The organism is Nocardiopsis sp. NPDC006139 (assembly GCF_040614155.1).
Classification (GTDB): Bacteria; Actinomycetota; Actinomycetes; order Streptosporangiales; family Streptosporangiaceae; genus Nocardiopsis; species Nocardiopsis changdeensis.
Window position 1 is genome coordinate 1 of sequence record NZ_JBEXTT010000029.1, and the last position, 25,106, is coordinate 25,106.

Below are 25,106 nucleotides of genomic sequence, written 5' to 3' on the forward strand. Positions count from 1 at the left end.
TTGTTTTTTTTTTGTTGTTTTGATTACCCCCCCCCCCCGCGGGGGGGGCCCCGGGGGGGCCCCCCACGGGTCCTGGGACCCCACGCGAACACGAGCGACCCGCCGACGATGCCGAGCAGCATGCCGATGACGAACCCGCCGAAGTTGGAGGTCACGAAGGTCACCAGGGCGAGCAGGACCCCGACCACTCCGAAGAACGTGTTCTGGGCCGGCTGGAGCCAGCTCAGCACGCCGAGCACGATCAAGAGCGCCGCGATGAGGGTGCCGGAGACGCCGGCGATGCCGGCGTAGATGATCAGGTCGATCGGGAGGACGAGGGTCTGGGCGGCCGGGGCGACCAGCAGCTCGACCCCGGCCGCGATGAGGATGACGCCGCCCCAGAACGGGCGGCCGTGCCGCCACTCGCGGAACCGTCCCCATCCCGAGCGCAGGAGGGTCAGTGCACGGGTCATGGGATCAGAAGCACTCGTGGTTTCCGGGCTTGACCGCCAGCCCCAGCCCGGACAGGCGCAGGGAGCCGGAGGTGACGGCCCAGGTGGTCAGTTCCATGTCGGAGATCGTGATGCTCTCGGACTGGAGGCCGAAGCCGCCCGCGGGGCCCTGGCCGCCCTCGGCCCTGTCGAGGGTGCTGGCGTCCCGGCCGATCTCGATCTCGCCGAACTCGGCGTTGCCCTGGAGCTGCTCGATGTCGATGACCAGGTTGGTGCCCTCGACCGGGGTGGCCTCCCCCGCGGTGATGACCAGGGTGGCCTCGCCGATCGGCAGGTCCCAGAGCGAGGACAGGCAGAGATTGTCGATCTCGGCGGTGTTGATCGCCGACAGGCCCACCGGGCGCCCGGTGCCGTCCACGGAGGTGGCGACGTCGCCGTACTGGGTGAAGCCGTTGCCGACCAGGCTGTCGGCGGAGAGCTTGAAGCTGTCGCCGGAGACGGCGAACGAGGCGGCGAGCAGGCCCTGCGTGGTCATCCCGCCGAGCACGGCCGCGGCGGCGAAGCCGGGCACCGCCACGAGGGCGAAGCGGCGCCAGCGGGTGCCACGCGGGCCTTCGTGCTGCTCAGGCGCGTCCTGGGACACCTCAGGCGTCTCCTCGGAAGCCTTGGGCATGGAAACCTCCAGTGGTCCGCCGCCCCGGGAGGCGGCGTGGGGGAGAGGAACTTGCGCCGATGCACGCCTCGCGTGTTACATGGAACACACCTTACTCGGCGGTAGTGACGAACATTACAATAGTTATTGTCACAATTCTAGATGGCGCAAAGAATGTTGCGGACCCGTGGCCGGCGCACCTCGGGCCGACCGCAACCGACCTGATAGCGAGACCAGCACGTGCCCCGAGAGCGCAACGCGGACTCCCCCGCCACCCCCGACAAGGCCACCGGACCGACCGAGGACGACCGCTTCGACTACGACGTCGTGGTGATCGGATCCGGCTTCGGCGGATCGGTCAGTGCCCTCCGCCTCACCGAGAAGGGCTACCGTGTCGGCGTCCTGGAAGCAGGGCGCCGTTTCACCCCCGAGACCCTGCCGTCCTCGTCCTGGGACGTGAAGAACTTCCTCTGGGCTCCGCGGGCCGGGCTCTACGGCATCCAGCGGATCCACCTGCTGCGCGACGTGATGATCCTGGCCGGCGCCGGGGTCGGCGGCGGTTCCCTCAACTACGCCAACACGCTGTACCACCCGCTGGACCCGTTCTTCGAGGACCCGCAGTGGCGCCACATCACCGACTGGAAGTCGGAGCTGGCGCCCTTCTACGACCAGGCCCGGCGCATGCTGGGCGTGCGCACCAACCCCACCGTCACCGCCTCCGACCGCCACCTCAAGGCGGTCGCCGACGAGATCGGCGTGGGCCACACCTTCCGGCTGACCCCGGTCGGCGTCTGCTTCGGCGACGGCGAGGACGGTTCGGGGGCCGAGGCCGCCCCGGGCGAGTCCGTGGGCGACCCGTACTTCGGCGGGGCCGGACCGGAGCGCAGGGCCTGCCTGGAGTGCGGCGAGTGCATGACCGGCTGCCGGCACGGTGCCAAGAACACGCTGACCGAGAACTACCTGTACTTCGCGGAGCGCGGGGGCGCCGAGGTGCACCCCCTGACCACGGTGGAGCGCATCCGCCCCCTGGCCGACGGCGGGTACGCCGTCGACGCCCTGCGCACCGACGCACCCCGGCGCCGGGAGAACGCCCGCACGTTCACCGCCCGCCAGGTCGTCGTCGCGGCCGGGACCTACAACACCCAGACCCTCCTGCACCGGATGAAGGACGCCGGGCTGCTGCCCCGGCTGTCGGACCGGCTGGGCACGCTCACCCGCACCAACTCCGAGGCCCTGGTGGGGGCGATGAGCCGCCACGTGCCGTGGCGGGAGGACCTGACCCACGGCGTGGCCATCACCTCCTCCATCCACCCCGACGAGAACACCCACATCGAACCGGTCCGCTACGGCAAGGGCTCCAACGCGATGGGCCTGCTCACCGCCATCCAGGTGCCGGGCGGCGGCCGCGTCCCCCGCTGGGCGCGGTTCCTGGGCCGGGCGGTCCGCCACCCGGTGGTGTTCGCCCGCAGCTTCTCCAACCGGCGCTGGTCGGAGCGGATCATCATCGGCCTGGTGATGCAGTCGCTGGACAACTCGCTCACCACGTCGGTCAAGAAGGGGCTGTTCGGCGGGGGGAAGAAGCTCACCTCCCGGCAGGGGCACGGCGAGCCCAACCCCACCTGGATCCCGGCGGGGCAGGACGTGGCCACCCGGCTGGCCGAGCGGATCGACGGCTACCCGGGCGGCACCGTCGGCGACGTCTTCAACATCCCGATGACCGCGCACTTCCTGGGCGGCTGCCCGATCGGCGACAGCGCCGAGAACGGTGTCATCGACCCGTACCACCGCCTGTTCGGGTACCCGGACCTGCACGTGGTGGACGGGGCGGCGGTCACCGCGAACCTGGGCGTGAACCCGTCGCTGACGATCACCGCGCAGGCCGAGCGCGCGCTGTCGATGTGGCCCAACAAGGGCGAGGAGGACGCCCGCCCGGCCCAGGGGGAGGGCTACCGCCGGGTGAAGCCGGTGTTCCCGCGCTCCCCCGCGGTGCCCGCGGGCGCCTTCGCGGAGCTGCGGTACACCACCCCGCTACCGCTGACCGTCGTCGAGCCCGCCCCCGTGGAGAAGTCGGCCGGGGACGCCCGGGCCGCCGGCTCCTGAGCGCCTCCCCCGGGGTCACCCGGCCCCGGGGGAGCCCTCCAGCCCGCGCAGCATCAGGCGCAGGGCCCGGTCGAGCCCGTCCGCGGTCTCCGGGTCCAGTACACCGGTGATCCGCGCCAGGTTGTCGGCGTGGTCGGCCAGCACCCCGTCGATCGCCCGCAGGCCCTCGGCGGTGAGCGCGACCAGGAAGCTGCGCCGGTCGGCGGGGTCGATCCGCCGCTCCACCAGCCCGGCCCGCTCCAGGCGGTCGATCCGCCCGGTCATGCCCGCCCGGGTCATCATCAGGGTGTCCGCCAGCTCCGAGGGGATGAGCGTGTAGGGCTCCCCCGCCCGGCGCAGGGCCGCCAGGACGTCGAACTCGCCTCCGCGGAGGCCGTGCTCGGCCAGGACGGCGTCGACCCGCTCGGAGACGAGGGCGGCGGCCCGGGACAGCCGCCCCAGCACCCCCAGCGCGGAGAGGTCCAGGTCGGGGCGCTCACGCCGCCACTGCGCGGCGATGGTGTCCATGGGGTCGGCGGGGCCGTCGGCTACGGGGCGATCGTTCATGGGGGGATTTTATTGACCTCTGATAGTTAGCTGACTTACTATCAATTCGCTTACTATAAGGCGACAAACCAAAAGGAGCGAGCCATGCCCCTTCCCACCCGCCCCCTGCTGGTGCGGGGCGCCGAGGCCGAGACCCTCGGAGCCGGAGCCGACACGACCACCCTGCTGCTGGACGCGCACCATACGGGCTCGGCCCTGAACGCCGTGCGCACCCGCCTGTCCCCCGGGACCGCCGGGCCGCCCCCGCACTACCACCGCCGCGCCCCCGAGACCTTCTTCCTGCTGGACGGGGCGCTGGACGTCCTGGTCGACGAGGAGGTCGTCGCCCTGGCCGCGGGCGACGTGCTCCTGGTCCCGGCGGGGGCGGTGCACGCCTGGGCCACCCCGGCCGACGCCCCCGCGGACGTCCTGATCGCCAAGAGCCCGGCCACCGACCGGTTCGACTACTTCCGCATCGCCGACCGGGTACGGCGCGGGCTGGAGGATCCGCAGCGGATCCTGGACACCCGGGAGAGGTTCGACAACCACTTCACGGTGAGCACCGTGTGGAAGGAACACCTGGTCGCGGCCGGACACCCCGCTCCCCTGGTGGTGTTCCCGGCGGGGAGCGGCCGATGAGCACCCACGTCGTCGTCCTGGGTGCCGGGTACACCGGCCTGGTCGCCGCCAAGCTGGCCGACCGCCTGCCCGGGGTGCGGGTGACCCTGGTCAACGAGCGCGACCGGTTCGTGGAACGCGTCCGCCTGCACCAGTGGGCGAGCGGGCAGGCCCTGCCGCCCCGCCCGCTGTCCGCCCTGCTCGCGGGCACCGGGGTCGACCTGGTCGTGGACCGGGTGGAGTCCCTGGACCCGGACCGGCGCACCGTGTCCCTGCGCGGCGCGGGCCCGCTCGGCTACGACCTCCTGGTCAACGCCCTGGGCAGCCGGTCCGGGCGCCCGCCGGGGGTGGGCCCCGGCCCGTTTCCCGACCACCTGCACTCCGTCAACGAGGCCGACCACGGGGACCGGTTGCGCGCCCGGCTGGCGGGCGCCCGGTCGGTGGCCGTCGTCGGCGGCGGGCTGACCGGGCTGGAGGCCGTCACCGAACTCGCCGAGACCCGCCCGGAGCTGGAAGTCCACCTGGTCACCGGGCGCGCCGCGGGCGCGGACCTGTCCGCCCGGGGCGCCCGCTACCTGCGGAGCGTCCTCGCCGACCTGGGGGTGCGCGTCCACGAGGGCTCCCCGGTGGCGGAGGTCCCACCCGAGGGGCCGGTGCGCGCCGACGGGCGGCTCGTGCCCGCCGACACCACGGTGTGGACGGCCGGGTTCCGGGTCCCGGAACTGGCCGGCGCGGCCGGGCTGGAGGTCACCGGGACCGGGCGGATGGTGGTGGACGAGGGGCTCCGCTCGGTCTCCCACCCCGAGGTCTACGGGGTCGGGGACGCGGCCGCCGCCCGCCGGTCCGACGGCCGGGAGCTGCGCATGGCCTGCGCCACGGGCATCCCGGGGGCGCAGCACGCCGTGCGGTCGATGGCCGCGCGCCTGGCGGGGCGGCCGGTGCGGCCGATGCGGTTCCGCTACTTCAACCAGTGCCTCAGCCTGGGGCGGCGGCGGGGGCTCATCCAGTTCGTGCGCGCGGACGACTCGCCGGTCGAACGGATCCTGACCGGGCGTGCGGCCGCCGTCTACAAGGAGGCGATGGTCCGGGGGGCGTACCTGGCCCAGCGGCATCCCTGGATCCCGGTCTCGGCCTGAGGAGGGTGCGGGCCCGGCCGCGGACGGGGAGCGTCCGCGGCCGGGCCGGCGGGGTCTGCGCGGAGGGGGTCGGCGCGGGGCGGGGGTCAGCCCTGCGCGTCGGGGGCGGGGGCGGGGACGGGGAGCCGGTCGCGCTCGTTGTTGAGCAGCTCCATGGCGTCGGCGAAGTGCTCGCCCATGACGTTGGTGAGCTGGACGGCCATCTCCTGGGCCAGCACCGCGTCCACGGCCTGCTGGGCCAGGGGGCGGACCTTGCGGATGACCTCGGCGACCTCGGCCGGGTCCTCGGTGCGCAGCACCGTGCCGGGGGCGTACTCGGCGATGATGTGGTCGGCGACCAGGCGCGTCATGTGCTCGGCGACGTGGCCGATCTTGTCGCGCAGGTTCTCGGCGATGTCGAGCACGGAGCCCACGGTCATGCCCATGCGCACCAGCTCGACGCCGGCGTGCAGCAGGCGGGGGCTGGGCACCCGGAAGCGCAGGCCGTCGCGCTCGATCACCCCCAGGTCCAGTGCGCGCTTTATGGTCTTGGGGTTCACCCCCTTGCCGAACAGTTCGCGCAGGTCGCCCAGGGTGAGGTAGTCGGCGATCTCGTCGCTCCAGGCGTCGCCGATCGCCGACTCGAAGCCGAGGATGTCGGAGAGGTCGCCGCCGCGCTCCCAGACCTGGAACATCTCGCCGATGTTGGCGAAGGTGTACCCGCGCCGCAGCAGCTGGCCGATCAGCCGCAGACGTGCCAGGTGCGCCTCGGAGTAGATGCCCACGCGGCCCTCACGGCGGGGCGGGGCGAGCAGCCCCCGGTCCTGGTACACCCGGACGTTGCGCACCGTCGTATCGGCCAGCCGGGCGAGTTCGTCTATACGGTATTCGGCCATGGCTCCAGCCTAGAGACACCCTCGAACGTTACTTGTCAGTATCTTCCCGGTGCGGGCGCTAACGACCATGACAACAGACGTTGTCAGGTTTGCGACACGAGTGCAAGAACCCGCACATCCACCCCGAGGGGGAACATCCCTCCGCCGGATCGGATCGCGGTTCCGCAGCACACCGCGTTCCTTCGGCCACGCGAGGACTTCCCCAATCCCTCTTCTCGGCCACCCGAAACCCTCCACCACGACACCCCGACCTCCGGCACGCCACGCACACCGGGGGCGACGGACGGTGAACCTACTCGCGAGTAAATTTCCGGCTTCACCCCATTGCATTGTGACAATGCTCGTTGTAACGTTCCGGCAATGACTGTGGAGGAGATCACATGACGACCCCCTTGCCGCGCCATCTGCGCAGGCTGCCAGGCCTGAACGCCATCGTCACCGGCGCCTCCGGGGCCTTCGGCAGCGCCACGGTGGCCGTCCTGCGGCACCTCGGCGTGAACGTCATCGGCATCGACCGCAAGCCCGCCCCCGGCGTCATCGGCTGCGACATCACCGACGACGAGCAGGTGCGCCAGGGCATCGCCGAGGCCCTCGAACGCCTCGACGGCCGGCTGGACCTGCTCATCCACTACGCGGGCGTCGGCCCGGCCGTCGACGTCGGCCAGGCCCCGGACGTCCACGTCCACCAGGCCCTGGAGGTCAACCTGCTGGGCACCTGGCGGGTCACCGCGGCCGCCGTGCCCGCCCTCCTCCGCAGCCGCGGCCGCGTCGTCATCACCGCGTCCCTGCTCGCCAACCTCCAGTTGCCGTTCGCCGGCGCCTACACGGTGTCCAAGCGCGCCGTCACCGCCTACGCGGACTGCCTGCGCGCCGAGTACGGCTCCCACATCGGGGTCACCACCGTCTACCCCGGCTACGTGGACACCCCGATCCACAACAGCTCCCGTGCCACCGGCGTCGCGCTCGACGGCCTCGTCCCCGCCGAGACCGAACGCGACACCGTCATGGCCGTGGTCCGGGCCGCCGGGGCCAGGCACGCACCGCGCGACGTGGCCTCCACCGCGCTCGGAACCGCCGGACTGCACCTGTTCCGGCACTTCCCCGGCACCACGGAGCAGATCGTCGACTTGCGGATCGGTCTGCTCCTCGCCGGCGGCGCCTTCGCCGACGCGGAGATCGCCCGGGGACTCCACGCACGTCACGGCAGCCCCGTACCCCAGCCGACGGCGTCCTGAGGAGGACGAGAATGACCGCAGAGATCACCGCCAAGCCCAAGATCACCGACCGGGAGGACATCGCCAAGCGCCTCCTGCGCGGATCGGCCAAGGCCTCCTTCGACCCGCTGGTCGAGATCGACTGGGACGCCCCGGTCGACCCCGACATGTGGGCCATCCGCCCCGAGCGGATCTCCATCTACGGGACCCCGCTGTGGGACTCCCTGAGCGAGGAGAAGCGCAAGGAGCTCAGCCGCCTGGAGGTCGCCAGCGTCGCGACCATCGGCATCTGGTTCGAGACCATCCTCATGCAGATGCTGGTGCGGCACGCGTACCGCAACGACCCCACCACGCTGCACGTCCAGTACGCCTACACCGAGATCGCCGACGAGTGCCGCCACACGGTCATGTTCGCGAAGATGGTGGAGAAGCTCGGCTGGCACACCCACCGGCTCGACCCGGTCGCCTACCACCTGGGCCGCCTCTTCAAGGCGATCGCCCACGGCCCGCTGATCTTCGCCGGCGCCCTGTTCGTCGAGGAGGTCCTGGACCAGCTCCAGCGGGAGGCGATCCCGGACGAGCAGATCCTGCCCCTGGTCCGCTCGGTCGCGCGCATCCACGTGACCGAGGAGGCGCGGCACATGCGCTACGCCCGCGAGGAGTTCCAGCGCGACTGGGTCCGGCGCGGCACCCTCAACAAGGCCTACAGCAAGGTCGTGCTGGGCCTGGTCACCTACTACTCGGCGACCCGCCTGATCAACCCCAAGGTCTACGAGCAGGTCGGGCTGGACCCCCGCGAGGCCTACAGGGCCGCGCACGCCAACCCGCACTGGACCGACACCAAGACCTGGGCGGCCCGCAAGGTCGTCGGCACGCTCGACACCGCCGGGGCCATCACCGGCCTGGGCCGCTACTTCTGGAAGAAGGCCGGCCTGCTGGGCCGCTGACCTCCCCGGGCGCCCCGGCGCCCACCCCAGACCCCGCCGTCGGAAGGCGAACGCGCCACGCCTTCCGACGGCGGACCCGGCCTCCCGGGGGCGTACGCGCCACGCTCCCGGGAGTCGGCTCCCCGGAGGGCGGAACGCGCCACCTCCCTCCGGGGCGGCACTCCCCCGGGGGCGTAACGCGCCACGCCCCCGGGGGACCACACCCCCCGGCCCGCAGCGGACCCCTCGCGCGGGCCGGTCGCACGAAGGGATCGACAGTGACCGACGCACCACCGCACTTCCGGGTGGCCATCATCGGGTCCGGGTTCGCCGGGCTCGGCATGGCCGTCCGGCTCAAGCAGGCAGGGCTGCGGGACCCGAGGGACTTCGTGGTCCTGGAGCGGGCCGACGACGTCGGCGGCACCTGGCGCGACAACTCCTACCCGGGTGCGGCCTGCGACGTCCCCTCGCACCTGTACTCCTTCTCCTTCGCGCCCAACCCCGCCTGGAGCCGGACCTTCTCCCCCCAGCCCGAGATCTTCGCCTACATCAAGCGGGTCGCCGGGGAGTACGGGATCCACAGGCACGTGCGCTACGGCCACGAGGTGCTCTCCGCCCACTGGGACCCCGCGGGCAACCGCTGGCGGATCGAGACCTCCCGGGGGCCGTTCACCGCCCAGTTCCTGGTCAGCGGCGCCGGCCCCCTCGCCGACCCGGCCCTGCCGGACATCAAGGGGATCGACACGTTCGAGGGCCGGATGTTCCACTCGGCCGACTGGGACCACGGCCACGACCTCACCGGCCGCAGGGTGGCCGTGATCGGCACCGGCGCCTCCGCCATCCAGTTCGTGCCGCGGATCCAGCCCGAGGTCGGGCGGCTGTCGCTGTTCCAGCGCACCGCGCCCTGGGTGATGTTCCGGCACGACCGCGACATCACCAGGGCCGAGAGCTGGCTGTACCGGAACCTGCCCCTCACCCAGCAGATCGCCCGCAAGAGCATCTACTGGGGGCGGGAGACCTACATCCTCGGCTTCGCCAAGAACCCCCGGCTGCTGTCGGTCGTGGAGCGGCTGGGCCGGGCCAACATCGCCCGCAGCATCAAGGACCCCGGGCTGCGTGCCAAGGTCACCCCGGACTTCCGCGCCGGGTGCAAGCGCATCCTGATGTCCAACGACTACTACCCCGCGCTGGCGCAGCCCAATGTGGACGTGGTCACCGACGGGATCGCGGAGATCCGCCCGGACTCGGTCGTCACCAGGGACGCCGCGGGGCGGGAGACCGAGCACAGGGTGGACACGATCATCCTGGGCACCGGCTTCCACGTGACCGACCCCCCGGTCGCCCACCGGATCTTCAACTCCGAGGGGCGGTCCCTGGCCGACCACTGGGGGAGCAACGTGCAGGCGTTCCGCGGCACCACGGTCGCGGGGTTCCCGAACGCGTTCATCCTGGCCGGCCCCAACACGGGGCTGGGCCACACCTCGCAGGTCTTCATGATCGAGGCCCAGATCCGGTACACCCTCCAGGCGCTCAAGTACCTGTGCCGCCAGGGGCTGGACCGGCTGGAGGTGCGCCCGGAGGCGCAGCGCTCCTACAACGAGATGGTCGCCAGGAGCATGGAGGGCACCGTCTGGGTGACCGGCGGCTGCGACAGCTGGTACCTCAACGAGGAGGGGCGCAACACCACCCTGTGGCCCACCTTCACCTGGGACTTCGCGCTGCGCACCCGCTGGTTCGACCCGCACAACTACGACCTGAGGGTCGACCGCGGCGCCCGCGCGGCCGCCTGAGCGAAGGAGGATGCGATGAGCGGTTTCGACGACGACGAAGAGGAGTACCGGGGCGAGGTGAGCCTCGTCCCCCTCGGCGGTGACGGCGCGCCCTCGGCCGAGCCGATCACCGCGCAGTGCCACGTGGCCGGGCACTTCTCCCCCCTCACCGGCGACTACCGGTGGTCGGGGCGGCTGTCGCCCTCCCCGGAGGTCACCGCGGCCTACGAGAGCGGGGTTCGCACCGTCCTGATCCGCACCCCGGACGGGCACGAGGGGGTGGCGGCCCTGGCCGAGCCCAACCTGTGGGGCGGGCACCCGGTGAGCGGCTCGGGCACCCCGCCCTACCCGGTCCCGCAGATCGACCTGAGCGACCTGCTCGACTGAACCCCCGAACGAGAGGTATCCCGATGGCGATCCGACACCTGGGCCCGGCCCGCGAGACGCGGGTGGTCTCCGACGACGGCACGGAACTGCACGTGGAGGTGCGCGGCCCGGCGAGCGGGCCGACCGTGGTGTTCTCCCACTGCTGGGCGACGTCGCTGGCCTCCTGGGGGCCCGTGGTCCGGCTGCTCGACGAGGACCTGCGGGTGGTGCTGTACGACCAGCGCGGGCACGGCCGCACCCCGGTGCCGCTGACCCCGGCCGGGTACGGGGAGGAGAAGCTGGCCGACGACCTGTGCGCGGTGCTGGCGGCGACCGTCCCGGACGGCGAGCGCGCCGTGGTGGCGGGGCACAGCATGGGCGGGATGACGGTCATGGCCGCGGGGGACCGCGAGGTCTTCCGGGAGAAGGCCGCGGCGGTGCTGCTCACCAACACCGGGTGCACGCAGCTGACCGGGAGGACCACCGCGATCCCGCTGCCCAGGGCCCTGGGGCGGTCGGCGGCGGCCGCGCTCACGCTGCGGGCCCCGTTGCCGCTGGGCCCGCGCAACCCGGCGACCACGGCCGCGCTGAAGTTCATCGCGATGAGCCCGGGGGCCGACCCGCGCATGGTGCGGCTGTGCGCGCGCATGGTGCACGCCTGCAACCCGGTCGCGCGCGGCCGCTGGGGCGACATGATGAACCGGCTGGACCTGGACGCGACGGTCCGCGCGATCTCCGCGCCGACCGTGGTCGTGGCGGGCGCCGAGGACCGCATGACCCCGCCCTGGCACGCGCACCACATCGCCTCCCTGGTGCAGGACTGCGCGGAGGTCGTGGAGGTGCCGGGCGCGGGGCACATGGGGCCGTTGGAGTTCCCGGACGTCCTGGCCGACCGCGTCGGGAAGCTGGCCGCGAACCACCTGGGCGCATCCCCGGCCCGCTGACCGCGTCGGCGGGCGGCGCTCCCGGGCCGCTCCGGGGCCGCCGCCCGCCGGAGGCCGCGGCCGCGCGGCCGCGCGGCCGGGCGGTCAGGCCGGGTCGTGGACGAGGGTGGGGACCACGTGCTCGGAGACCTCCGAGTGGACCTGGTGCAGCCGCGCCTGGACGGCGCGCCGCAGCTTGGCCAGGCACTCGACCAGGGTGATGTCGTCGCCCACCAGGCCGCCCTTGGCCACCACCGGCGTCCCGTCGAGCGGGCCGCCCGTGATGTGGCCGTGGACCGCCAGGGGGACCACCTCGCCGCCCACGTCGAAGGCGTGCACGCCCAGCTCGTCGAACAGCCCCGAGACCAGGTCCCCGCCCGTCAGGTACAGCCCGCTGGGCAGGGCGTGCGCGCCCGTGCTGTCGGCGATCTCCTGGACGGTGTCCGCGACCAGCCGGGCGATGCGGACCGGCAGCTCGGCCCTGACCCGCCCCGGCAGCGCGCGCACCCGCTCGGAGGTGGTGACCACCCGCAGCACGCACACGTCCGGGAAGCCCGACGCCAGCAGCTTCTCCGTCAGCTCCGTCGCGACCTCGTCGGAGTGGTCCCCGCCGGGATCGGCGAAGGCCACCGCGTCCAGGTCCACGAAGCGGACCGCGCCGGTGCGCGCCACCGTCGCCAGCTGCCGCCGGGTCAGGTCGGTGGTGCTGGCCACCACCCCCAGCAGGGGCCCGCGGGTGCCCGCCTGGCCGCGCAGCCGCAGGGCGTAGGCGAGCAGCGCCCCCGTGGGCCCCGGGTCGACCGAGACCCACACGGTGCCGTCGTCGTGGTGGGCGGCCGCGGCGGCCTCGGCGATGTCGGTGAGGTGCTGCTCGCTGGTGGCGTCGCACAGCACCACCGGCTCGTCCCCCGCCAGCAGTTCGGCGGTGAGCATGCTCTGGGTGACCTGGCGGACCGGGACGTGCCGGACGGCCAGGCCGGACTGGGCGGCCACGATGTCGGCGACCGCACCGGTGGTCATCGGGTGCAGCGGGTCGTGGGCGAGCTCGGTGTCCTGGAGGGGGACCCCGTTGAGGAGCTGGACGCCGTTCTCGGTGGTGCGCCCGCTCCCCGGGAAGGCCGGGGCGAGCAGCACCCGCACCCGGGTCCCCGCGGGCACCCGCTCGCGCACCTCCCGGTAGGCGGCCTCCAGCTCCGCGCCGACGTTGCCGCGCAGGGTCGAGTCGGTCCGCTTGACCACCAGGCCCACCGGCCAGACCGCCTCCACCACGTCGGCGATCAGGTCGACCGCCTGCTCGGCGGGGACGTGCCGGCTGTCGAGGTTGGCGACCACCACGTCGTAGTCCCCCGCGACCCGGCTGACGTGCTCGGGGGTCACGGTGGCCACCCGCATCCCGGTGCGCGCGAACCGGGCCCCGGTCGCATTGGCACCGGTGAGGTCGTCTGCGACCACGAGGACCTGGGCCACGGGAGTCTCCTTCGGCGAAACGCTCGGGTAACCTCCCTCCAACATAGGCCCGTACGGGCGTGCGCGGGGCCGAACGGCACCGGCGGAAGGGCTCACTCCCCCCGCCGCGGGCGGCGCAGGAGCACCAGGGAGAGGGCGCAGCCCAGGGCGAGGACCGCGGCCGCGCCCAGCGCGACGGCGGTGAAGCCCCGCCCGGACAGGGCCGCGGCGAGTTGCGGTCCCGCGCCCGCCCCGACGAACAGCGCGAAGGTGTACAGGGCGGTGGCGGTGGCCCGGGCCCGCCCGGCCCGCGCCCCGACGGCCTGGACCAGGGCGGGGGCCGCGACGGCGACGCACCCGGCGAGGAGCGCCAGGAGAACGCCCGCGGCGAGGGGGCCCGCGTCGGCGAACGGGGCGAGCAGGGCGGCGGTGAGCGCCGCCCCGGCCAGGGAGGCGCAGATCCTGGCCTCGGGGGCGGACCGGGCCAGGACGCCGGAGAGCAGGGGGACCGCGAACATGGCGGGCAGCGCGCCCGCGCGCAGGGCCAGGAGCGCGTCCGGGTCCGGGGCGGGGCCGTCCGGACCGGCGAGTTCCAGCCCGCCGTACACGGCGACGAGGCCGAGCAGCACCGTGGCGGTGGCGCCGTAGAGGACGGGCAGCCCCGGGGTGCGCAGCAGGGCGGGGATGCCGCCGGGGGCTCCGGCGGCGGTGTCGGCGGGCGCCTCGTCGGGGGCCAGCGCGAACCGCAGGAGCAGCGCCGCCGCGGCCAGGCAGAGCGCGCCGGCGAAGAACACCCAGCGCCAGCCCGCGGCCTGGCCGACCGCCTGGGCGGCGAGCTGTCCGATGACGGCGGAGGCGAGGAAGGAGCTGGTGAGCCAGGTGATGGCGGTGACCCGGCGGTGCGCCGGGACGCGGGCCGCGACGTACCCGAAGGCGGCGGGGGCGAAGGAGGCCGCCGCGAGCCCCTGGAGCGCCCGCAGGGCCAGGCCGGAGACGGCGTCGGGGGCCAGCGGGAGAGCGGCCGTCAGCAGGGCCGTGACAGGGGCTCCCAGGAGGATCACCCGGCGCGGTCCGTAGCGGTCGGCGGCCGGTCCCCAGGCGAGGAAGCCGGCGGCGTAGGCGACGGCGAACGCGGTCACCGCCCAGGCCGCGGTGGAGCGGTCCGTATCCCAGTCGGCGGCGACGGGTCCCAGGACGGGGAGGACCGCGTAGAGCTGGCCGACGACCAGGACGCCGGTGACGGCCAGGGCCGGGACGGCGAGCGGGTGCGCGGACGCTCCCGGGCCTCGGGCGGTCCTGTCGGTGGTCTGTGGTGAGGGCATGGCACCATCATCAAAAACCAACTGGTTGGTTGTCAACAGTCGAGAAACCAACCGGTTGGTGGTGTCCTACGATCGGGGGATGCGCAACGCCGACCGCACCGAGAACACCCGCGCCCTCCTCCTCCGGGCGGCGCGCGAGGAATTCGCCGCACACGGCATCGCCGGGGCCCGGGTGGACCGGATCGCCGAGCGCGCCGGGGTCAACAAGCAGCGCATCTACGCCCACTTCGGCGACAAGGAGCAGCTCTTCCGCCACGTGGTCGGGGACGCCCTGGACGAGCTCTCCCGCGCCGTGACCCTCACCGACGACGCCGACCCCGGCGAGTACGTCGCGCGCGTCTTCGACTACCACCGCGCCCGCCCCGAGCTGCTGCGCCTCTTCCTTTGGGAGGCCCTGCACTACGGGGACTCGCCCCTGCCCGGAGAGGAGGAGCGCGCCCGCCTCTACGAGGCCAAGACCGCCTCCCTCTCCGAGGCCCTGGGCGGCGGGGTGCCCGAGGCCGAGGTGCGGCTGATCCTGCTGACCCTCATCGGAATGGCCGCGTGGCCGCAGATCACCCCGCAGCTGGCCCGCCTGGTGCTCGGCGGGGGCGGTTCCGGGCCCGACCCGGAGCGGCTGCGGGACCACCTGGTGCGGTTCACCCGCGACGCGGTCTCCGCGACCCGGAACGATCCGCCGGACGCCCCCTAGCGCCCCGGGAGCGCGGCGACCGTGCCCGTGCGGGCGCTGCGCCGGGCGGCCTCGATGACCTCCAGGCCGTGGATCACCTCGTGCGGGTCCACCGGCAGCGGCTCGCCCTCCCCCACCGCGTCGCGCACGCCCGCGTAGAACTCGGGGTAGGCGCCCCGGGCCGAGGGCACCCGCCGGGTGGACCCGTCCACGCCCAGCAGCCCCCAGGCCGACTCGGGCAGCACCCCCCAGTCCTCGGCGGTCGGGCTCTCCCCCGCGAGCAGGCGCGCCTCCTGCCCGTCCATGCCGTGGCTGGTGAACGCCCCCGCGTCGCCCAGCACCCGGAAGCGCGGGCCGGCCTGGGCGGTGAGCGCGCCCATCCACAGCTGGGAGCGGGTGCCCCGGGCGTGGTGCAGCGACAGGAAGACGTCGTCGTCGGCCTGCACGCCCTCGCGCAGGGTGTCCACCTCGGCGTAGACCGACGAGACCGGCCCGAACAGGTTCACCGCCTGGTCGATCAGGTGCGGGCCCAGGTCGTAGAGCAGCCCCGCGCCGTTCTCCACCGCGCCGCTCTCGCGCCAGGTGCCCTTGGCCCGCGGCCGCCAGCGCTCGAACCGGGACTCGAACCGGTGCACCCGGCCCAGCACGCCCTCCTCCACCAGGTTCCACAGGGTCAGGAAGTCCGCGTCCCACCGGCGGTTCTGGTACACCGTGAGCACCCGTCCCAGCTTCTCGGCCAGGTCGGTGAGCTCGCGGGCCTGTCCCGCGGTGAGCGCGAACGGCTTGTCCACCACCACGGACATGCCCGCCTCCAGCGCCGCCCGGGCCAGCGGGGCGTGGGTGTCGTTGGGGGTGGTGACGACGGCGATCTCGTAGCGCCCGGCGTCGGCCCACAGGTCGGCGACGGTCGGGTACACGGTGGCGTCCGGGTGGCGCTCGCGGACCGTGCGGGCGCGCTCGGGGTTCCCGGTCACCACGGCGGACAGGCGCAGTCCGGGGACCGCCTCGATGACCGGGGCGTGGAAGACCTCACCCCCCTTGCCGTAGCCGATGAGGGCGACGTGCAGCTCGGGGCCGTCGTGCTCGGGGACCTGCGGTGCGTTGGACATGTCCCCAATTTACGGCGCGGGGGCCCGGACGCGGGAGCGCGCGGCCCCGGTGTGCCGCACCCCCGGGAGAACGTCGGGTCATGGGCGGTGACCAGGGCGTTTCGGCATCGTTACGAAAGTATTTGCGGATTTTGTAGACATTTTCATGCAATGCGGATTGCATCATGTTTCAACGTGCCCCGAGTCACATGTCCCCTCGCACAAGGGAGAACCATGCCGAGAACAGAATCCGGGAACCGCCGTCACCTGGCGCTGGTCGCCGCGGCGGGGAGCGCCGTCCTCCTCGCCACGGGCTGCTCCTACCTGAGCGGTGAAGGCGGCGGGGGCGGCACGGACGCCGCCGACGTCGACTGCGCCCCCTTCGAGGCGTGGTCGGACGTGGAGGGGACCGTCAGCATCTACTCCTCCATCCGCGACGAGGAGGCCGAGCGGATGGACCGCTCCTGGGCCGACTTCGAAGCGTGCACCGGCATCGACATCCAGCACGAGGGCAGCGGCGAGTTCGAGGCCCAGCTGCCCATCCGCCTGGAGGGCGGCAACGCCCCCGACCTCGCCCTCATCCCCCAGCCCGGCCTGCTCCAGCGGGTCGTCGACGACGGCTACGCGGTGCCCGTCGCCGACGGGGTCCGCGCCAACGCCGAGGAGGGCTGGGGCGAGGACTGGCTCGGCTACGCCACCTTCGACGGCGAGCTGTACGGCACCCCCTACGGCGCCAACATGAAGTCGATGGTCTGGTACTCGCCGACCTACTTCGCCGACAACGGCTACGAGGTCCCGCAGACCTGGGACGAGATGATCGAGCTCAGCGACACGATCGCCGAGTCCGGCACCAAGCCCTGGTGCGTGGGCTTCGAGTCCGGCGACGCCACCGGCTGGCCCGGCACCGACTGGATCGAGAACGCGCTGCTGCGCAGCGCCGGGACCGACGTCTACAACCAGTGGGTCTCCCACGAGATCCCCTTCGACGACCCGCAGGTCGCCGAGGCGTTCGAGCTGGCCGGCGACATCGTCCGCAACCCCGACTACGTCAACGGCACCTTCGGCGAGGTGGAGAGCATCGCCGTCACCTCCTTCCAGGAGGCCGGGCTGCCGCTGCTCGACGGCGGCTGCGCCATGTACCTGATGGGGTCGTTCTACTCCGCGCAGTTCGAGGAGGGCGTGACCGTCGCCGAGGACGGCGACGTGTACGGCTTCGTCATGCCGCCGATGGAGGCGGGCGCCGAGGTCCCGGTCATGGGCGGCGGCGAGTTCGCCGTGCCCTTCGCCGACCGCCCCGAGGTCGCCGCGGTCCACGAGTACCTGTCCACCCCCGAGTACGCCAACAGCCGCGCCTCCCAGGGCGCCTGGGTGTCGGCCAACCGGAACATGGACCCGTCCGTGATCGAGGATCCGGCCTCGCAGTTCGCCGCCGAGGTGCTGCTGTCCCCCGACACCGTCTTCCACTTCGACGGCAGTGACGCGATGCCCTCCTCCGTGGGCACCAACGTGTTCTGGAACGGCATGGTCGACTGGGTCACCGGCACCTCCACCGAGGACGTCCTGGAGACCATCGAGTCCGCCTGGCCGTAACGGACCCGGGGGGACGGCGGCCCCGCCGCCGTCCCCTCCCCGTCCCCCTCCGGCCCTCCCCACCCCTCCGTCCCTCTCCCCGAGATCACAAGGGGCCCCACCCATGGAGTTCTCGTTCCTGGACGAGCTTCCCAAGATCGTGTGGATGCTCATCGGGATCGCCGCCTTCCTCGGCGTCATCGGCCTGCTGCTGCTCCTCGTCGACGTGCCCCGCACCCGGCGCGACCGGTGGCAGGCGGTCCTCTTCCTCTCCCCGGCACTGCTCCTGCTGGCGGGCGGGCTCGTCTACCCCGTCCTGCGCACCACCTACCTGTCCTTCCACGACCGCTCCGGCGACGAGTTCGTGGGGTTGGCCAACTACATCTGGATGTTCCAGCGCCCGGAGATCCTCCAGGTGCTGTGGAACACCCTGCTGTGGGTGGCGTTCGCACCCCTGCTCGCCACCGCGATCGGCCTGGTCTACGCGGTGCTGGTGGACCGGTCCCGGTTCGAGCCGGTCGCCAAGTCCCTGGTGTTCATGCCGATGGCGATCTCGTTCGTCGGCGCGAGCATCATCTGGCGGTTCGTGTACGCCTACCGGCCCGCCGACCAGGAGCAGTACGGCCTGTTCAACCAGATCGTCGTGTGGTTCGGCGGCGAGCCGCGGCTGTGGCTGCTGGAGCAGCCGCTGAACACGTTCCTGCTGATCCTGGTGCTCATCTGGGTGCAGGCCGGGTTCGCGATGGTCGTGCTGTCGGCGGCGATCAAGGCCATCCCCGCCGAGATCGTCGAGGCCGCGCGCATCGACGGCGCCGGCCCCTTCCAGCTGTTCCGGAGCATCACCCTGCCGTCGGTGTGGCCGACCCTCCTGGTCGTCCTCATCACCATCACCGTGCAGACCCTGAAGGTGTTCGACATCGTCCGCACCATGACCGGCGGCAACTACGGCACCAGCGTGATCGCCAACGAGATGTACAGCCAGGCGTTCTCCCAGGGCCAGACCGGCCAGGGGTCGGCCCTGGCGGTGTTCCTGTTCGTCCTGGTCATCCCGCTGGTGGCCCTGCAGATCCGGCGCACCCGCAAGGCGAGGGAGCTGTCATGACCTCCACCCCCACCATCACCGACGTCCGCGACGCGGGCCCGGCCGCCCGGGTGCGGCGCAGGCTCAGCGGGTCGGCGGCGAGCCTGGCGGCCCTGGTCATCGCCGTGCTGTGGACGGTGCCCACCGCGGGGCTGTTCATCTCCTCGTTCCGCCCCGCCGACCAGATCCGCACCACCGGCTGGTGGACGTTCTTCTCCTCGCCCCAGGTGACCCTGGACAACTACCGGGACGTGCTGTTCGGTTCCGCCAGCGACGGCCGGCTGGCCAGCCACTTCGTCAACTCGCTGGTGATCACGCTGCCCTCGACGGTGTTCGTGCTGGGCCTGGCGGCGCTGGCGGCGTACGCGCTGGCCTGGATCGACTTCCGCGGACGCGACTGGGTGTTCCTCGGGATCTTCGCGCTCCAGATCGTGCCCCTGCAGATGGCGCTGGTGCCGCTGCTGCGCTTCTTCTCGCAGGGCGTCACCGTCGGCGGCGTCCAGGTGCTGCCCGCCTGGGAGCTGACCGGGGCGATGGCGTTCACCAACGTGTGGGTGGCGCACACGGTCTTCGGACTGCCGCTGGGCGTGTTCCTGCTGCACAACTTCATCTCGCAGCTGCCCAGGACCCTGTTCGAGGCGGCCCGGGTGGACGGCGCCGGGCACGGCCGCATCTTCCTTCGGATCGTGCTGCCGCTCATCACCCCGGCCCTGGTGTCGCTGGGCATCTTCCAGTTCCTGTGGGTGTGGAACGACCTGCTGGTGGCGCTGATCTTCACCGGCGGCGACACCGCCACCGCCCCGCTCACCGTGCGCCTGGCCGAGCTGGCGGGCACCCGCGGCGAGGCCTGGCACCGGCTGACCGCGGGCGCGTTCGTGTCGATGGTCGTGCCGCTGCTGGTGTTCTTCCTCCTCCAGCGCCACTTCGTCCGCGGCCTCCTGGCGGGCAGCGTCAAGGGATAGCCGAACCCGCTCCGCGCCCCGCGCCGCCCTCGCTACCCCCGGAGGGCGGCGCGGGCCGCTTCCAGGGCGGTGGTGCGGTAGGCGGCGCCGAACAGGCACACGTGGACCAGCAGCGGGTACAGCTGGTGCAGGGCCACCCGGGAGCGCCAGCCCGCCGCCAGCGGCGCCACCTCGTTGTAGGCGTCGCGGACCCGCTCCAGGTGGGGCAGGCCGAACAGGGTGAGCATGGCCAGGTCCGCCTCCCGGTGCCCGCCGTGGGCGGCCGGGTCGATGAGCACGGCGTCCCGGGCGCGCCACAGCACGTTGCCGTTCCACAGGTCGCCGTGGATGCGTGCGGGCGGCTCGGGCTCCCCCGCCAGGTCGGCGACCCGGTCCACCACCTTCTCCACGGTGCGCCCGTCGGCCGGGGTGAGCCCGCCCTGGTCGACGGCCCGGCGCAGGCAGGGGCGCAGCCGCTGCTCGGCGTAGAAGGTCGGCCAGTGCCGGGCCGGCGTGTTGTCCGCCGGCAGCGGCCCGACGTAGCCGGGCCAGTCGGCGCCGAAGTGGTCCGCCCCGGTCAGGTGCAGCCCGGCAAGTCGGCGGCCCAGGCGCTCGGCGGCGGCCGGCGTGGGGTCGTCCTCCGCCACCCAGGGCAGGACCAGGATGCGCTCGTCCCAGGCGACCGGCTGCAGCACCGGCGACCCGAAGGCGCGGCCCAGCCACTCCAGGCCGCGGGCCTCGGAGGTGAGCACCGCGCTGGGCGCGGCGTTGCGCGGCAGCGACTTCACGAACAGGCGGGTGCCGTCCTCCAGCTCCGCGTAGGAGATGTCCCAGTCATGGCTGCGCTGGGCCCGCGCGGCCCGGCGCACCGGACGGCCCAGCAGGACGGTGAGCCGCTCCGCCATGGTCCCCTTGACCGGATCCCGGCGCCGGCCCCCACCGCCCCCCGCGGCGCACACCGGTCCCTCCTCCACCCGGCCTCCGCTACCGCTGCTTGAGCAGCGCGGTGAGTTCGCCGGTCAGGCCCTTGGCCGCGGCCTCCACCATGTTGAGGACGGCGGTGAACCCGTCGTCGCCGCCGTAGTAGGGGTCGGGCACCTCGGGGTTGGGGCCCGCGCCCGGGGCGAAGGAGCGGAACAGGCGCAGCCGGGACGGGTCGAAGCCGTACTCGGCCCCGTACCGGTCGACGATGCGGCGCAGGTCGCCGAGGTTGTCCAGGTCCATGGCCAGCAGCAGGTCGAGCCGGGCCAGGTCGGCCGGGTCGAACTGCCGGGCGGTGTGGTCGGTGAGGTACCCGTGCACGCGCAGGGTGGAGGCGGCCCGGGGGTCCATCGCCCCGCCCACGTGCCAGTCGCCGGTACCGGTGCTGTCCACCTCGACGAGGCCGCTCAGCCCGGCCCGTTCCAGGTCGGCGGCCAGCACCTTGGCGGCCATCGGTGAGCGGCAGATGTTGCCCAGGCAGACCACGCCGACACGGTAGGGACCGTCGGGGTGGCGGGGTTCCGGCAGGCTCATACCTCTTACCGTAACGAAAAACCGGCGCGGCCACCCGCTCTGCGGCGGGCGCGTTCGCCGCGGTCCGGTAACGCCGTCTACCCCTTGGGCAGGCGCACCACGGTGACGAAGAAGTCGTCGATCTGGCGCACGACCTTGATGAACTGGTCGAAGTCCACCGGCTTGGGCACGTAGGCGTTGGCGTGCAGGCGGTAGCTGCGCAGCACGTCCTCCTCCGCCTCGGAGGTGGTGAGCACGACGACGGGGATGTGCGCGAGCTCCTCGTCGTTCTTGACCTCCTGGAGGACCTCCCGCCCGTCCTTGCGGGGCAGGTTGAGGTCGAGCAGGATCAGGTGCGGCCGCGGGGCCTGGGCGTACTCGCCCTCCCGGCGCAGGAAGCGCAGGGCCTCGACGCCGTCGGAGACCACGTGCAGGCGGTTGCCCAGCTTGTGTTCCTCGAACGCCTCCTTGGTCATGAGGACGTCGCCCGGGTCGTCCTCGACCAGCAGCACCTCGATGGGATGCACCAACATGACCTCGCTCAAGCCTCAGAACCCCTGTCAGGGCCCGCCCCGTCGTCGGGGGGAACCGTACCGCCATCGGACACCGGCGCGGTGGAGGTCGCCCCGGGGGAATCACCCCCGGACGCGTCCGCCTCCGGCCCGCCCCGGCCCGTGGACCACCGTGCGGCCGTCGGTGCCGGGGCCGCCGGGGCGGTCTCGGCCTCCTGAACCCCGTCGTCGGCGAGCGCCTCCCGGGCGGCGGGTGCGCCGTCCGCTTCCGCGGTCTCCTCCTGCCCGGGGTCGACGGGCAGAGACCAGCATATGCGCGTTCCGGTACGGGGGGCCTCCCCCTCACCGGAGGTTTCCGATCCGTGCGAGGTGTCCAGCCAGATCCGGCCGCCGTGGAACTCGACGATCTTCTTGCACATCGCCAGGCCGATCCCGGTTCCCGTGTACTTCTCCCTGGTATGCAACCGCTGGAAGATCACGAAGATGCGCTCGGCGTACTGCGGTTCGATCCCGATTCCGTTGTCCTGGCAGCAGAAGATCCACTCGTCGCCCCGGCGCTCGACGCCGATGCGGACGCGCGGGTCCTCCTCGCCGCGGAACTTGACGGCGTTGCCCACCAGGTTGAAGAACACCTGGGTGAGCAGGGTGCGGTCGCCCTGGACGGTGGGCAGGCCGTCCCAGACCACCTCGGCGCCGGTCTCCTCCAGGCGGGTGGACAGGCTGCTGAGGGCGTCGTCGAGGGCGTCGTCGAGGGCGACCGCGGCGAAGTTCTTGGTGCGGCCGACCCGGGAGAAGGCGAGCAGGTCGTTGATGAGGGTCTGCATGCGCTTGGCGCCCTCGACCGCGAAGTCGATGTAGGAGTCGGCGCGTTCGTCGAGCTGCCCGTGGTAGCGGCGCTGGAGCAGCTGGCAGAAGCTGGCGACCTTGCGCAGGGGCTCCTGGAGGTCGTGCGAGGCGACGTAGGCGAACTGCTCCAGTTCGAGGTTGGAGCGGCGCAGCTCCTCGGCCTGGTGCTCCAGCAGGGCCGACTGCTCCTGGAGCTTGCGCCGGGCGGAGGCGACCTCGTCCAGGTCCTGGACGATGCGCTCGCGCATGGCGTCCACGTCCCGGCCCAGGCGGACGATCTCGGGTGGGCCGTGCAGGGAGATGCGGTGGGCGTAGTAGCCCTCCGACACCTGGCGCATGTGCCCGGCCAGCTCCTCCAGGGGTCGCAGCACCCACTGCTGGAGCATCACCCACAGGAACACCGACAGGAACACCACGACCAGGCCGACCAGCACCAGCAGGGCGACGACCTGCTGGGTGGCCAGGGTCAGGCCGCTGCGGGCCTCCTCGATCTCGTTCTGGAGGTTGCGCAGGGCGGCCTCGCTGGAGCGGGTGAGCTCCAGGTAGAGGACGCGGCCGCGGCGCAGGTCGTCCGGGCTGGGCTCCTGCCCGTTGCCGACCTGCTCCAGGGTGGGCTCGGCGAACTCGTCGGTCCAGATCTCCCCGGCGCGCAGCAGGGCGTCGATGTTCGACGCCAGGACCGGGTCCTCCTCGCGGCGGCTGTCGGCCAGCTCGCGCAGCAGCGCCCGCTCCTCGGTGATCTTGAGGCGGGCGTCGATGTAGGGCTGGAGGAACTCGCGCTCCTCGGTGAGGATGTAGCCCCGCAGGGCGTGGTCCTGGGTCAGGTAGGCGGAGCGGAGCTGCTCGACCGAGCCGACGGCCGGGGTGAGCTCGTCGACCTGGAGGGCCAGGGAGTCGCGGGCGCTGAAGGCGGCCAGGGTGATGATCGAGACGGCGACCACCAGGACGACCGCCACCACGGTCAGCAGGCTGGTCACCCGGCGGCGCAGGCTCCACGACTCGTGGGGCACGGCCGGCCGGCCCCGGTCGCCGTTGACGAAGTGGACGCCGCCGACGGAGGGGGTCGGGGGCGCGCCGGTGTCCGGGCGGGCCTCGGCTCCGTCGGTGTCGGTCGCCATGGCCGTCCCCTCCCCGGGAGGTGTCACTCCCGGTCTCCGTTGTTCTCCCCGTGGTCGTCGTGGGTGATGAGGAGCATCGCCACGTCGTCCTGGAGCGGTCCCCCGTTGCTGCGTTCGGCCTCGTCCACCACGTGCTCGGGCAGGCGGGCCAGGGAGACGCCCTGTTCCAGGATGCCGGTGACCAGCCGGCGCAGGCCCGCGACCTCCAGGCGCGCGGGCGGTTCCCCGTCGTAGGCGTCGACCAGGCCGTCCGTGTACATCAGCAGGCTGGAGCCGCGCGGCAGGCGGACCTCGTCGACGTCGGCGTCCTCCACCGGGAAGACGCCGAGCGGGGGCTGGGGGGTGACCGGGGTCTCCGCCACGGAGGTGTCCCGGACGATCATGGGCGGCGGGTGGCCCAGCACGCGCAGCCGGACCCGGTCGTCGCCGGTGTCCATGCTGGCCATGCACAGGGTCGCGTACATCTCCTCCTGGGCCCGCTCGCTGACGAGGATGGCCTCCAGGTTGGGCAGCACCGTGGACTCGGCGACCCCGGCCATGATGAGCGTCCGCCAGGCGATGCGCAGGCTGACGCCCAGCGCGGCCTCGTCGGGGCCGTGGCCGCTGACGTCGCCGATGATGACGTGGGTGGTGCCGTCCTTCTCGACCGCGTCGTAGAAGTCGCCGCCGACGATGGCGCGCTTGCGGCCGGGCCGGTAGTAGGTGCGGTGGCTGAGCGGCGAGCGCTGGAGCAGCACCTGGGGCAGCAGGCCGCGTTCCAGGCGCATGTTCTCGCGGGCGCGCAGGCGTGCCTCGCGGAGCTGGTGGGCGTTCTCGTCGGCGCGGCGGCGCTCCAGGGAGTAGCGCAGGCTGCGGCCCAGCAGGGAGCCGTCGACCTGGCCCTTGACGAGGTAGTCCTGGGCTCCGGCGGAGACGGCGGCGACGCCCTCGTGCTCGTCGTCCAGGCCGGTGAGGACCACGACGGCCGCCGACGGCGCGCTCTGGAGGACCTCGCGGAGCAGGTCCAGGCCGTGCGCGTCGGGCAGGTTGAGGTCGAGCAGGACGCAGCCGCGGAAGCCCTTGAGGTGGTCCCGGGCCTCCTCGAGGGTGGCGACCCAGGTGATCCGGGTGGTGAGCGCTGTCTCGGCGAGCAGTTCCTCGGCCAGGAAGGCGTCGCCCGCATCGTCCTCGATCAGCAGGACGTCAACCGATTCGACGGCAGCCTCCACCCGTTCGTTCAGGACGGCGTCGCCCAGGGCGGCGCGGCCGTCGGCGGCCACGCCGTCAGCGGGGGCGGTGTGCGCCGTCCCCGTGCCGATCACCGTCGTGGGATCGTGCCCTGTTCTCCTGGTATCCACTCATCGCCTTCGGTCTGACGGTCCGCGGGCGCTCGCCGTCGCGCCGCGTGGGCCCGAGACGGACACCCCGGGGCGGTTCGGACCGCATGGCTCCCCAAAAGATAAACGCCCCGGGGACCTGTTGACCAGCAGGCGTGGGGGAGACAC

General features: G+C 72.9%; 23 protein-coding genes and 1 pseudogene. 12 read left to right on the top strand and 12 right to left on the bottom strand.

Annotated elements, in window-relative coordinates; all coding sequences use genetic code 11:
* Nucleotides 1–74: 74 nt before the first annotated feature.
* Together ABZ249_RS28450 and ABZ249_RS28455 are read right to left on the bottom strand one after the other, a co-directional pair.
* A pseudogene (locus tag ABZ249_RS28450) lies at nt 75–452 on the bottom strand (DUF6114 domain-containing protein); the annotation flags it as partial.
* Nucleotides 453–456: 4 nt separating this feature from the next.
* Nucleotides 457–1,104: a DUF6230 family protein gene (locus tag ABZ249_RS28455; RefSeq protein WP_355268972.1), complete on the bottom strand. Its 648-nt coding sequence runs from the start codon at nt 1,102–1,104 to the stop codon at nt 457–459.
* Between the two features lie 306 nt (nt 1,105–1,410).
* Here ABZ249_RS28455 and ABZ249_RS28460 point away from each other — a divergent pair, with 306 nt between their 5' ends.
* Nucleotides 1,411–3,183: a GMC family oxidoreductase gene (locus ABZ249_RS28460; RefSeq protein WP_355269092.1), complete on the top strand. Its 1,773-nt coding sequence runs from the start codon at nt 1,411–1,413 to the stop codon at nt 3,181–3,183.
* 15 nt (nt 3,184–3,198) lie between these two features.
* On the opposite strand, the gene ABZ249_RS28465 is transcribed toward ABZ249_RS28460, so the two are convergent.
* Complete coding sequence (locus tag ABZ249_RS28465) at nt 3,199–3,729, bottom strand: MarR family transcriptional regulator (protein WP_355268974.1); 531 nt, start codon at nt 3,727–3,729, stop codon at nt 3,199–3,201.
* Between the two features lie 84 nt (nt 3,730–3,813).
* Between ABZ249_RS28465 and ABZ249_RS28470 the strand changes: the two genes are divergently transcribed.
* Entirely contained in the window at nt 3,814–4,347 is a 534-nt protein-coding gene (locus ABZ249_RS28470; RefSeq protein ID WP_355268976.1) for a cupin domain-containing protein, read from the top strand.
* The gene (locus tag ABZ249_RS28475; protein ID WP_355268978.1) at nt 4,344–5,462 is read left to right on the top strand and encodes an FAD-dependent oxidoreductase; all 1,119 of its coding nucleotides are present in this window, start codon (nt 4,344–4,346) and stop codon (nt 5,460–5,462) included. Before ABZ249_RS28470 ends, ABZ249_RS28475 begins: the two co-directional genes overlap by 4 nt.
* A gap of 86 nt (nt 5,463–5,548) precedes the next feature.
* Here ABZ249_RS28475 and ABZ249_RS28480 read toward each other — a convergent pair whose 3' ends face one another.
* Entirely contained in the window at nt 5,549–6,337 is a 789-nt protein-coding gene (locus ABZ249_RS28480) for a MerR family transcriptional regulator (protein WP_355268980.1), read from the bottom strand.
* Nucleotides 6,338–6,717: 380 nt separating this feature from the next.
* On the opposite strand from ABZ249_RS28480, the gene ABZ249_RS28485 reads away from it, so the two are divergent.
* From ABZ249_RS28485 to ABZ249_RS28505, 5 genes are all read left to right on the top strand, one after another.
* On the top strand, nt 6,718–7,572 hold the full coding sequence (locus ABZ249_RS28485) for an SDR family NAD(P)-dependent oxidoreductase (RefSeq protein WP_355268982.1): 855 nt from the start codon (nt 6,718–6,720) through the stop codon (nt 7,570–7,572).
* 11 nt (nt 7,573–7,583) lie between these two features.
* Entirely contained in the window at nt 7,584–8,498 is a 915-nt protein-coding gene (locus ABZ249_RS28490) for a diiron oxygenase (RefSeq protein WP_355268984.1), read from the top strand.
* Nucleotides 8,499–8,755: 257 nt separating this feature from the next.
* Nucleotides 8,756–10,267, top strand: a complete 1,512-nt coding sequence (locus ABZ249_RS28495) for an NAD(P)/FAD-dependent oxidoreductase (protein WP_355268986.1) — start codon at nt 8,756–8,758, stop codon at nt 10,265–10,267.
* A 15-nt stretch (nt 10,268–10,282) separates the two neighbouring features.
* Complete coding sequence (locus ABZ249_RS28500) at nt 10,283–10,633, top strand: DUF4873 domain-containing protein (RefSeq protein ID WP_355268988.1); 351 nt, start codon at nt 10,283–10,285, stop codon at nt 10,631–10,633.
* Nucleotides 10,634–10,656: 23 nt separating this feature from the next.
* Complete coding sequence (locus ABZ249_RS28505; protein WP_355268990.1) at nt 10,657–11,556, top strand: alpha/beta hydrolase; 900 nt, start codon at nt 10,657–10,659, stop codon at nt 11,554–11,556.
* 84 nt (nt 11,557–11,640) lie between these two features.
* Here ABZ249_RS28505 and ABZ249_RS28510 read toward each other — a convergent pair whose 3' ends face one another.
* Both ABZ249_RS28510 and ABZ249_RS28515 read right to left on the bottom strand, forming a co-directional pair.
* Nucleotides 11,641–13,002, bottom strand: coding sequence for a four-carbon acid sugar kinase family protein (locus tag ABZ249_RS28510; protein WP_355268992.1), 1,362 nt, complete (start codon nt 13,000–13,002; stop codon nt 11,641–11,643).
* A gap of 92 nt (nt 13,003–13,094) precedes the next feature.
* Nucleotides 13,095–14,303: an MFS transporter gene (locus tag ABZ249_RS28515; RefSeq protein ID WP_355268994.1), complete on the bottom strand. Its 1,209-nt coding sequence runs from the start codon at nt 14,301–14,303 to the stop codon at nt 13,095–13,097.
* A gap of 79 nt (nt 14,304–14,382) precedes the next feature.
* Between ABZ249_RS28515 and ABZ249_RS28520 the strand changes: the two genes are divergently transcribed.
* Nucleotides 14,383–14,994, top strand: a complete 612-nt coding sequence (locus tag ABZ249_RS28520) for a TetR family transcriptional regulator (protein WP_355268996.1) — start codon at nt 14,383–14,385, stop codon at nt 14,992–14,994.
* Here the strand turns inward: ABZ249_RS28520 and ABZ249_RS28525 are convergent.
* A complete protein-coding gene (locus ABZ249_RS28525) occupies nt 14,991–16,082 on the bottom strand; it encodes a Gfo/Idh/MocA family oxidoreductase (RefSeq protein ID WP_220562882.1) in 1,092 nt (363 codons plus the stop codon). The two genes, ABZ249_RS28520 and ABZ249_RS28525, sit on opposite strands and share 4 nt — an antisense overlap.
* 213 nt (nt 16,083–16,295) lie before the next feature.
* On the opposite strand from ABZ249_RS28525, the gene ABZ249_RS28530 reads away from it, so the two are divergent.
* From ABZ249_RS28530 to ABZ249_RS28540, 3 genes are all read left to right on the top strand, one after another.
* Nucleotides 16,296–17,651, top strand: a complete 1,356-nt coding sequence (locus ABZ249_RS28530; RefSeq protein ID WP_355268999.1) for an ABC transporter substrate-binding protein — start codon at nt 16,296–16,298, stop codon at nt 17,649–17,651.
* 103 nt (nt 17,652–17,754) lie between these two features.
* Nucleotides 17,755–18,732 carry a sugar ABC transporter permease gene (locus ABZ249_RS28535; RefSeq protein WP_220562884.1) on the top strand — a complete coding sequence of 326 codons (978 nt, stop codon included), beginning with the start codon at nt 17,755–17,757 and terminating at the stop codon, nt 18,730–18,732.
* On the top strand, nt 18,729–19,673 hold the full coding sequence (locus tag ABZ249_RS28540; RefSeq protein ID WP_355269001.1) for a carbohydrate ABC transporter permease: 945 nt from the start codon (nt 18,729–18,731) through the stop codon (nt 19,671–19,673). The genes ABZ249_RS28535 and ABZ249_RS28540 overlap by 4 nt, the downstream gene beginning before the upstream one ends.
* 32 nt (nt 19,674–19,705) lie before the next feature.
* On the opposite strand, the gene ABZ249_RS28545 is transcribed toward ABZ249_RS28540, so the two are convergent.
* The 5 genes from ABZ249_RS28545 to ABZ249_RS28565 form a co-directional block, all read right to left on the bottom strand.
* Complete coding sequence (locus ABZ249_RS28545) at nt 19,706–20,626, bottom strand: fructosamine kinase family protein (RefSeq protein ID WP_355269003.1); 921 nt, start codon at nt 20,624–20,626, stop codon at nt 19,706–19,708.
* A 10-nt stretch (nt 20,627–20,636) separates the two neighbouring features.
* Nucleotides 20,637–21,167: a low molecular weight protein-tyrosine-phosphatase gene (locus ABZ249_RS28550; protein ID WP_355269005.1), complete on the bottom strand. Its 531-nt coding sequence runs from the start codon at nt 21,165–21,167 to the stop codon at nt 20,637–20,639.
* A gap of 77 nt (nt 21,168–21,244) precedes the next feature.
* Nucleotides 21,245–21,679 (bottom strand): response regulator, encoded by a 435-nt coding sequence (locus ABZ249_RS28555; RefSeq protein ID WP_220565310.1) that lies wholly within the window; start codon nt 21,677–21,679, stop codon nt 21,245–21,247.
* 8 nt (nt 21,680–21,687) lie between these two features.
* Nucleotides 21,688–23,622, bottom strand: coding sequence for an ATP-binding protein (locus tag ABZ249_RS28560; protein ID WP_355269007.1), 1,935 nt, complete (start codon nt 23,620–23,622; stop codon nt 21,688–21,690).
* Nucleotides 23,623–23,645: 23 nt separating this feature from the next.
* Nucleotides 23,646–24,881, bottom strand: coding sequence for a fused response regulator/phosphatase (locus tag ABZ249_RS28565; RefSeq protein WP_305082823.1), 1,236 nt, complete (start codon nt 24,879–24,881; stop codon nt 23,646–23,648).
* Nucleotides 24,882–25,106: the final 225 nt, after the last annotated feature.

Bases quoted from the DNA above. Each gene is read 5' to 3' on its own strand.
- ABZ249_RS28455 (WP_355268972.1), bottom strand. From the start codon at position 1,104: ATGCCCAAGGCTTCCGAGGAGACGCCTGAGGTGTCCCAGGACGCGCCT.
- ABZ249_RS28465 (WP_355268974.1), bottom strand. From the start codon at position 3,729: ATGAACGATCGCCCCGTAGCCGACGGCCCCGCCGACCCCATGGACACC.
- ABZ249_RS28470 (WP_355268976.1), top strand. From the start codon at position 3,814: ATGCCCCTTCCCACCCGCCCCCTGCTGGTGCGGGGCGCCGAGGCCGAG.
- ABZ249_RS28475 (WP_355268978.1), top strand. From the start codon at position 4,344: ATGAGCACCCACGTCGTCGTCCTGGGTGCCGGGTACACCGGCCTGGTC.
- ABZ249_RS28480 (WP_355268980.1), bottom strand. From the start codon at position 6,337: ATGGCCGAATACCGTATAGACGAACTCGCCCGGCTGGCCGATACGACG.
- ABZ249_RS28485 (WP_355268982.1), top strand. From the start codon at position 6,718: ATGACGACCCCCTTGCCGCGCCATCTGCGCAGGCTGCCAGGCCTGAAC.
- ABZ249_RS28490 (WP_355268984.1), top strand. From the start codon at position 7,584: ATGACCGCAGAGATCACCGCCAAGCCCAAGATCACCGACCGGGAGGAC.
- ABZ249_RS28500 (WP_355268988.1), top strand. From the start codon at position 10,283: ATGAGCGGTTTCGACGACGACGAAGAGGAGTACCGGGGCGAGGTGAGC.
- ABZ249_RS28505 (WP_355268990.1), top strand. From the start codon at position 10,657: ATGGCGATCCGACACCTGGGCCCGGCCCGCGAGACGCGGGTGGTCTCC.
- ABZ249_RS28515 (WP_355268994.1), bottom strand. From the start codon at position 14,303: ATGCCCTCACCACAGACCACCGACAGGACCGCCCGAGGCCCGGGAGCG.
- ABZ249_RS28520 (WP_355268996.1), top strand. From the start codon at position 14,383: ATGCGCAACGCCGACCGCACCGAGAACACCCGCGCCCTCCTCCTCCGG.
- ABZ249_RS28525 (WP_220562882.1), bottom strand. From the start codon at position 16,082: ATGTCCAACGCACCGCAGGTCCCCGAGCACGACGGCCCCGAGCTGCAC.
- ABZ249_RS28530 (WP_355268999.1), top strand. From the start codon at position 16,296: ATGCCGAGAACAGAATCCGGGAACCGCCGTCACCTGGCGCTGGTCGCC.
- ABZ249_RS28535 (WP_220562884.1), top strand. From the start codon at position 17,755: ATGGAGTTCTCGTTCCTGGACGAGCTTCCCAAGATCGTGTGGATGCTC.
- ABZ249_RS28540 (WP_355269001.1), top strand. From the start codon at position 18,729: ATGACCTCCACCCCCACCATCACCGACGTCCGCGACGCGGGCCCGGCC.
- ABZ249_RS28550 (WP_355269005.1), bottom strand. From the start codon at position 21,167: ATGAGCCTGCCGGAACCCCGCCACCCCGACGGTCCCTACCGTGTCGGC.
- ABZ249_RS28555 (WP_220565310.1), bottom strand. From the start codon at position 21,679: ATGTTGGTGCATCCCATCGAGGTGCTGCTGGTCGAGGACGACCCGGGC.
- ABZ249_RS28560 (WP_355269007.1), bottom strand. From the start codon at position 23,622: ATGGCGACCGACACCGACGGAGCCGAGGCCCGCCCGGACACCGGCGCG.